Genomic DNA, 5048 nt, shown 5'->3' on the forward strand with positions numbered 1-5048 from the left:
CGCCTCGCCACGTCACGCCGCCCCGCCGCGTCGCCGCCCCGCCGCGTCGATCATGAAGTTGTTGTCATTCTCCTCGGCGTGTCGCGACAACAACTTCATGATCAACGCGTTCCGACGGTCAGCGAACACGGGCGGCGGCAATGGCCTGCCGGACCGTGTACGGAATGTAGTCCGGCCGCAGTGTGTCGGCCCAGGTGAAGCGGAGCACCGTCCAGCCGGCGTTGACCAGGCGGTTCTGCCGGCGACGATCGGCGAAGACCGCGTCCGGCGAGTCGTGCGCCGCCCTGCCGTCCGCCTCGGCGATGACCATCGGCGCCCACCAACCCAGATCACCGAGACCGAGCAGGTGACCGTCACGGTCACGAACCGGCAGTTGGAGCTCGTCCGGAGGTACCCGACCATCGACGCAACGCAGCCGGGTACGGGTTTCCAGCGGAGACTGCGCCCGTCCGTCCGCCTCGCCGAGGAACTTCCGGGCCGCCACCGCACCCCGTCGTCCCCTGATCAGGGCCGGCACCAGTGCCAGGTCGTCCGGGACGAGAAGCTCCCGGTTCAGTGCCGAGTCGAGCAGCGCGACGGAGTGGTAGCGGTCCTGCCGGAGTACCAGGTCAGCCACGGTACGAAGCACGCCGGTGACGGGAATCCCACCGACCTGACACATCTGACCCGGATCGATGACCATCTGGTGGACCACCACCTCGGGATGAGCCGCCCGAGATGGTCGCGCGGCCGGACCGGGCACGGAGAGGTGGATCAACCCGGTCGTGGGCAGGCCGGCGATCTGGTGCAGTTCCGCAGCCGTGTCGAGCACTGCCACCGCACCCCGGCCGTACGACCCGACGGCCGCCCGGATCCGGGCCCGTCTCGGAATGTCGTCGTGCAGATCGGCGTCCACCAGGTATCCCGCCCTCGCCAGCTGGCGCCAGCGGCCCGAGCGGCACAGCCGATGCACCTCGTGCGCGGTGAGACCGGCCGCCCGGGCCTGACTCAGCGTGACTGTGCCGTCCTGGTCGGCAGCGATCCGCCGGAGAATCGACATGGCATCCATGCCGATGATTTGGTCCGAGAGCCGGGGATCATACAAGCCCCTGTGGACAACTCCCACCCGTCCGCAACGGGCAGCCTGTGGACAACTCCCCCGCCCCGACGGTTGATCATGAAGTTGTTGTCACGACACGCCGAGGAGAGTGACAACAACTTCATGATCAACGCGCGGAGACCAGGACGCGCGGAGGCCACCACGCGAGGGGACCACCACGCACAAAGCAGGCAGGGCTCAGGGGAGGAGGGGGTGGCGGACCACGTTCTCCTCACGGCCCGGGCCGACACCGACGATGCTGACCCGGGTGCCGCACAGCTCCTCGATCCGGGCGATGTACCGGCGGGCGTTCTCCGGCAGCTCCGCTTCGGTACGCGCCTTCGTGATGTCCTCCCACCAGCCGTCCATCTCCTCGTAGATCGGCGTGGCGTGGTGGAAGTCGGTCTGCGTCATCGGCATGTCGTCGAACCGCTCGCCGTTGATCTCGTACCCGACGCAGATCGGCACCTTCGGCATGCCGGTGAGCACGTCCAGCTTGGTGATGACCAGGTCGGTGACCCCGTTGAGGCGGCAGGCGTACCGGGCGACGACGGCGTCGAACCAGCCGCACCGGCGTTCCCGGCCGGTCGTGGTGCCGTACTCGTGGCCGACCTTGCGCAGGTGCTGACCGTTGTCGTCGAAGAGTTCGGTCGGGAACGGGCCGGAGCCGACCCGGGTGGTGTACGCCTTGCTGACCGCGATCACCTGGTTGATCGCGGTCGGCGGGATACCCGCGCCCACGCACGCCCCGCCTGCGGTCGGGTTCGACGAGGTGACGAAGGGGTAGGTGCCGTGGTCCATGTCGAGCATGGTCGCCTGGGCACCCTCCAGCAGCACGGTCTCGCCACGGTCGAGCGCATCCCAGAGCATCACCCGGGTCTCCGCGATGTACGGCCGCAGCCGCTCCGCGTACCCGAGGTACTCCTCGATCACCGCGTCCACGTCGAGCGCCTTGCGGTTGTAGACCTTGAACAGGACCTGGTTCTTCTCCCGCAGCGCCAGTTCCAGCTTCTTGCGCAGGATGCCCGGGTCGAGCAGGTCCTGGAGCCGGATGCCCATCCGGGCGACCTTGTCGCCGTAGGCCGGGCCGATACCGCGACCGGTGGTGCCGATCCGGGACGAACCGAGGTACCGCTCGACGACCCGGTCCAGGGCCCGGTGGTGCGGCATGATCAGGTGTGCGTCACCGGAGATGCGCAGCCGGGAGACGTCGACGCCGCGCTCGGCGAGCCCGTCGATCTCGGCGAGCAGCACCTTCGGGTCGACCACCACACCGTTACCGATGATGATCATGGCGTTGGGTGAGAGCGCGCCGGACGGCATCAGGTGCAGGGCGTACTTCTGCCCGTCCGGAGTGATCACCGTGTGCCCGGCGTTGTTGCCGCCGGAGTACCGGACGACGTAGTCGACCCGCTCACCCAGCAGGTCGGTAACCTTGCCCTTGCCCTCGTCGCCCCACTGTGCGCCGATGAGCACGATCGCTGGCATCTCTTACCCGCCTCCACGGGGGCCCGGGTGCCAGGTGGCGACGCATGGCGAGCCCGAGAAGTCAGGCTAACAAGTAGGGACGGCACGGCCCGCGCGGGCCGTGGGCAACGAGGCAGGAGGCCCCTTCCGGTGTACGACGTGGTGCTGCTCACTCTCGCCTCGGAGCGGGGGGCCGGCTCCGGCTGTGGCAGCGGTGACTCGTGCTGCGGTTCCTCTGCGGGAGCGGACGCGACCAGGGACAGGACCGGAGATGCGACCGGAGCGGACGTACCCGGGCAGGCGACCGGAGCGGACGCCAGCGGGCACACCTCCGCTGACCGGGCGGACCGCGCCGACGGGGCCGGCCCGGACACCTGCGGTACGCCCCGGGTGCCGGTTCTGACCTGCGCGGATGCCCTCACCGCCCGGGGTGCCCGGGTGGAGACGGTCACCGCCCGTTCGGATGCGGAGATCGACGCGGTACTCGCCCGGCTCGACGGCCCCGCCCGTGACGACGGTCTCACCTGGCCCGACCCGGACCCGAAGACCAGGCTCGTGGTGGCCACCGCCAGTGACGGTCAGTTGCGCGCCGTCCTGCGCCGGCTGGTCCGCCGGTACGCTCCACCGTCCAGTCGCCGCCCGGTCGACCTGCCGGACAACCGGACCGTGCCGGACCTGCCCGCGATCGGGGTACTGCCGCTCGACCCGGCCCGTGGTGCGGCTCCCCGTGACCTGGCCGCCCAACTGGGGCTGCCCCGTGATCCGGTGGCCGTGGCGAACGCCGTACTCGACGGTCCGGTCCGCCGTCTCGACCTGCTGCGTAACGACGCCGGGTCGGTCACCCTGGACGGCGCGCTGCTGGGTGCGGCGGACGAGGCGGGTCGGCCGCTCGCCTGGCGGGGGCGGGTCGAGGTGGACGACTCGGTCCTCTCCACCGGGGACGACCCGCTGCTGGCCTGCGCGGTGGGCAACGCCGCCGGGTACGCGACCCTCGACGGCCTGCCGCTGCTGACCGCGCCGGATCCGGGCGACGGTGTGGTGGAGGTGGCCGTGGCCGTTCCCGTGTTCGCCCGAGCACCGTTGGGTAGGAAGCGGGTCCGGGTGGAGGTCCGCCGGGCGCGCGGGCGGGCGGTCTCGGTGACCCCGAGGGACGAGGACGTTCCCTTCCTCGACGACGGGGTCGAGGGGAAGCTGAACCGGAAACGGTCCTGGTGGATCGAGCCGGGTGCGTGGGGAGTCCACACCGGCTGACCGGCGCCGGGCCGACGCAGTGGCCGGCTGGCATCGTCCGGGGGGCATATCCTCGCCGCAGGAGGAGGGGGAGGAATCGTGGCAGACGAGAACGCCGACCGGGTCCAGCGGGCAGGCCAGGAGACGCCGGTGCCGAAGCGGGACGTCGAACCGTTCTGGCCGCCGGAGCAGATCGAGACCGGGCGCCCCACGTCCACACCGCCGGGAGTGTCCGGCTCGGGCTGGCCGGGTGACGCGTCGGGCTGGCCGCCGGTACCCGGTCCGCCGTGGCCTTCCGTGGCGTCCGGTCCTGCACAGCCCGCTTCCCCGCCCGGGGGCCGCACCACCGGGGACCAGGTGCCACCGAAGGCGCCGGGCCCCTTCGTGGACGACGCCACCCGGGCCTGGCCGCTGGTCGGGCCGGCGATCGGCACGGATGCGGCGAAGGGTACGCCCGGGGCGGTCGAATCCGGCGCGCCGGCCACCGGGGTACCGGGTGCCGCCACCCCGCACCCGCCCGAGCCGCTCGACCCGGTGTCGCCAGCGCCACCACCGGCGGTCGACCTGCACCAACCGTTCACCCTGGACGAGCCGGTGACCATGCCCTTCGTCCCGGTGCAGGCCAGAAGCCCGGAACCCGGGCCGACCGCCGCACCGGGCCGTACCCCGACGACCGCAGCGCCGGACCACCCGACGGGCAGCACGACGACCGCCGCACCGGACCGCAGCCCGGTCGCCGGAGCACCGGACCGCCCAGCAGGCAGCACTCCGGTGGGCAGCACTGCGGACGGCACGACCGCCGGCACCGGACCGGATCGGGTGGACCCGGACGACACGTCCGACGTGTCCGATGCCCCGCCGGCCACCGGCAGCGCCCCGGTGCCGCCACCCCTGTTCCACGGCGGTGGCCCGGTACCGGCCGAATCCGCCTCGGGTCGGGCCAGCGCCGCCGTCTCCCCGTGGGCCCAGCCACCGCAGCGGCCACCGGCTGACCAGCCCACCCGGGCCACCGGTACCGCCCGACCGCCGACCGTGGAGCCCGGCGTGGCCGCCGGACAGGCCGCCGTTCCGGGTACCCAGCCGGTGCCGCCGTACCCGCAGCAGCCGGGTACGACGCCGCACGGCAGGGCGGCCACGCCGCCGCCCGGCCCGCAGCCGGGTGGTTGGGGCGTACCGCAGCCGGGCCCGCAGCAGCCGGTCGGCCACCAGCCCCCAACGCCCCACCCGAACGGCTGGACGGCGCCGGCACCGCACGCCGCCACCTATCCGGTAC

General features: G+C 72.4%; 3 protein-coding genes and 1 pseudogene. 2 read left to right on the forward strand and 2 right to left on the reverse strand.

All coding sequences use genetic code 11. From position 1 onward, the window contains the following. Positions 1-118: 118 nt before the first annotated feature. Both GSF22_RS30415 and GSF22_RS30420 read right to left on the reverse strand, forming a co-directional pair. Entirely contained in the window at positions 119-1039 is a 921-nt protein-coding gene (locus tag GSF22_RS30415) for a type IV toxin-antitoxin system AbiEi family antitoxin domain-containing protein (protein WP_244454415.1), read from the reverse strand. A gap of 237 nt (positions 1040-1276) precedes the next feature. Next, positions 1277-2566: an adenylosuccinate synthase gene (locus GSF22_RS30420; RefSeq protein WP_208817355.1), complete on the reverse strand. Its 1290-nt coding sequence runs from the start codon at positions 2564-2566 to the stop codon at positions 1277-1279. A gap of 129 nt (positions 2567-2695) precedes the next feature. Here GSF22_RS30420 and GSF22_RS30425 point away from each other — a divergent pair, with 129 nt between their 5' ends. Then, the gene (locus tag GSF22_RS30425; protein ID WP_208817356.1) at positions 2696-3796 is read left to right on the forward strand and encodes a hypothetical protein; all 1101 of its coding nucleotides are present in this window, start codon (positions 2696-2698) and stop codon (positions 3794-3796) included. A gap of 78 nt (positions 3797-3874) precedes the next feature. Then, positions 3875-5048 (forward strand): annotated as a pseudogene (locus GSF22_RS30430) (hypothetical protein); the annotation flags it as partial.

The organism is Micromonospora echinofusca, assembly GCF_017614955.1.
Taxonomy (GTDB): domain Bacteria; phylum Actinomycetota; class Actinomycetes; order Mycobacteriales; family Micromonosporaceae; genus Micromonospora; species Micromonospora echinofusca_A.